The following is a 2,127-nucleotide window of genomic DNA, read 5'->3' as shown; positions in this document are numbered from 1 at the left end:
CGGGTGCTGGACGGCGGTCAGGACGTCGTGTCGGTGCCGGTGCTGCGCAAGGACCGTGCCGAGGAGGGCGCGCTGCTCACCGCGCTGGCCCGGCTCCACACCGCCGGCGTCGACGTCGACTGGACACCGTGCTTCGAGGGGACCGGGGCGCGCCGGGTGGCGCTGCCCACCTACGCCTTCCACCACGAGTGGTACTGGCCCCGCCCGGCGGCCCACACCGGTGATGTCACGGGCGCCGGGCTCCGCCCCGCCGAGCACCCGCTGCTGGGAGCCGCCACGGCGCTCGCCGCCTCCGAGGGCGTGCTGTTCACCGGGCGCCTGTCGCTCACCACGCACCCCTGGCTCGCGGACCACACCGTCGGCGGCGGCATGGTCCTCTTCCCGGCCACCGGCTTCCTCGAACTGGCCGTGCGCGCCGGCGACGAGGTCGGCTGCGAGTGTGTCGAGGAGTTCACCCTCGCCACGCCGCTGCTGCTGCCCGAGGACGGTGCCGTCGTCGTCCAGGTGTGGGTCGGGGCGCCCGACGAGACCGGTGCCCGCAAGGTGAGCCTGTACTCGCGGTCCGCCGACGCGCCGGAGGCGGCCTGGACGGAGCACGCGGCCGGCGTGCTCGGCACGGACGCGCGGACCGTCGACTTCGACGCGAGTGTCTGGCCCCCGCGGAACGCGGTCGCCGCCGACCTGGAGGGCTTCTACGACCGCACCGAGTACGGCCCCGTCTTCCGCACCATCCGCGCCGTGTGGAAGCGCGGTGACGAGGCGTTCGTCGAGGCCGCGCTCCCGGCGGAGGCGGACGACGCCGGTTACTACGGCATGCACCCGGCGCTGCTGGACGCGGCCGTGCAGTCCGTCGGTTTCGCCGGCCTGGACGACGAGCACAAGCTGCTGCCGTTCCTGTGGGGAGGGGTGTCGCTGCACGCGGGCGGCGCCTCCGTGGTCCGTTTCCGGGTCGCCCGCACGGGCGAGGACTCCGTCTCCATCGCCGCGGTCGACGTCGAGGGCGCTCCCGTCCTGTCGGCCGAGTCGCTGGTGCTGCGCGTCCCCGCCGGGGCGCAGGCGCCCGCCGCCCGCCGCACCGAGCTGGACTCGCTGCTCCGCCTGGAGTGGACCGTCGCCCCCGAGACCGCCGCCGACCCTTCGGTCCGCCACGCCACCCTGCCCGCCCTCGGCACCCATGCCGCCGCGGCCGCCCTGGACGGTCTCACCGGCGCCGAGACCCTGGTGTGCGTCCCCGTGTCCGGCGACGGCCACGGCGACGACGTACCGCGGGCCACGCACACGCTTCTCGCGTACGCCCTCGACCTGGTGCAGGAGTGGCTGCGGCAGGACCGCTTCGAGACGGCCCGGCTGGTGTTCGTCACCCGGGGCGCGATGCGCTCCGGGCACGGCGACCGGGTCGAGGACCTGGCGGCCGCGGCCGTCTGGGGTCTGCTGCGCGCCGCGCACTCCGAGAACCCCACTCGCTTCGCCCTCGTCGACCTCGACGCGGACAGCCGCGTCGAGACCGTGCTGCCGCTGCTGCCGGAGCTCCTGGCGGGCGGCGACGCCCAGTTCGTCGTACGGGGCGGGGACGTCCTGGTGGGACGCCTGGACCGGGCGGTCACCGGCGCCGGACTGCTGCCCCCGGCCCACGGCCCCTGGCGACTGGACAGCACCGGCAAGGGCGATCTGGACGCCCTCACGCTCGTTCCGTGCCCGGAGGTGCTCCAGGCGCCGGAGGGCCGTCAGGTGCGCCTCGCGGTGCGGGCGGCCGGGCTGAACTTCCGCGACGTGCTCAACGCGCTCGGCATGTACCCCGGTGAAGCGGGACTGCTCGGAGCCGAGGCGGTCGGTGTCGTCACCGCCACCGGGCCCGAGGCGACCGGCTTCGCGCCGGGCGACCGGGTGATGGGCATGGTGCCCGGCGGCCTGGGCACCGACGTGCTGATCGACGAGCGCTTCCTGGTCCGCGTCCCCGACGGGTGGACGGACGAGCAGGCGGCGTCGATGCCGCTGGTGTTCCTCACCGCCTACTACGGCCTGACCGACCTGGCGGGTCTGCGGGCGGGGGAGTCGGTGCTGGTGCACGCCGGTGCGGGTGGTGTGGGCATGGCGGCGGTGCAGCTGGCCCGGCATCTGGGTGCGGAG

1 protein-coding gene is annotated in these 2,127 nt (G+C 75.5%); it reads left to right on the top strand.

The window, feature by feature from the left end:
- On the top strand, window positions 1-2,127 hold a 2,127-nt coding region (locus tag ADK41_RS02415; RefSeq protein ID WP_037805344.1), incomplete at both ends, for a polyketide synthase dehydratase domain-containing protein.

It is taken from the genome of Streptomyces caelestis (assembly GCF_001279005.1).
Lineage (GTDB): Bacteria > Actinomycetota > Actinomycetes > Streptomycetales > Streptomycetaceae > Streptomyces > Streptomyces heliomycini.
The sequence above is the reverse complement of the archived record's forward strand: the minus strand, read 5'-3'. Positions and strand labels throughout refer to the sequence as shown.